At 44.3% G+C, this 262-nt stretch carries 1 protein-coding gene; it reads left to right on the top strand.

Annotated features, from left to right (window positions below):
* Positions 1-35 precede the first annotated feature (35 nt).
* Positions 36-262: GerAB/ArcD/ProY family transporter (locus KVT27_RS25140; RefSeq protein WP_217582226.1), on the top strand; the 227-nt coding region annotated here is incomplete at its 3' end.

Below are 262 nucleotides of genomic sequence, written 5' to 3'. Positions count from 1 at the left end.
TAACCTTGGCATTGTTGTGCGGGGCAGCAGCTTATATGGGTATAGAAGCCATAGCAAGATGCAATGGCTACATATCCATCTTGATCATTTTGCTCCTAATTCCGCTATTATTCCTCATGCTTGCTGAGTCAGATCCGCAGCGGCTTCGCCCCGTGATGAGTCAGGGGATGATGCCAATTCTTAAAGGGTCTATCTTTCCTGCCGCTTATTTATGTCAATTTTTTATTCTGGGCTGGCTTTTTCCTTATTTAAATCATCCCGA

The sequence above is a fragment of the Lysinibacillus sp. GbtcB16 genome, from assembly GCF_019091145.1.
GTDB lineage: Bacteria > Bacillota > Bacilli > Bacillales_A > Planococcaceae > Lysinibacillus > Lysinibacillus fusiformis.
Note: the sequence above shows the minus strand (reverse complement) of the source record. Positions and strands in the feature narration are given on the sequence as shown.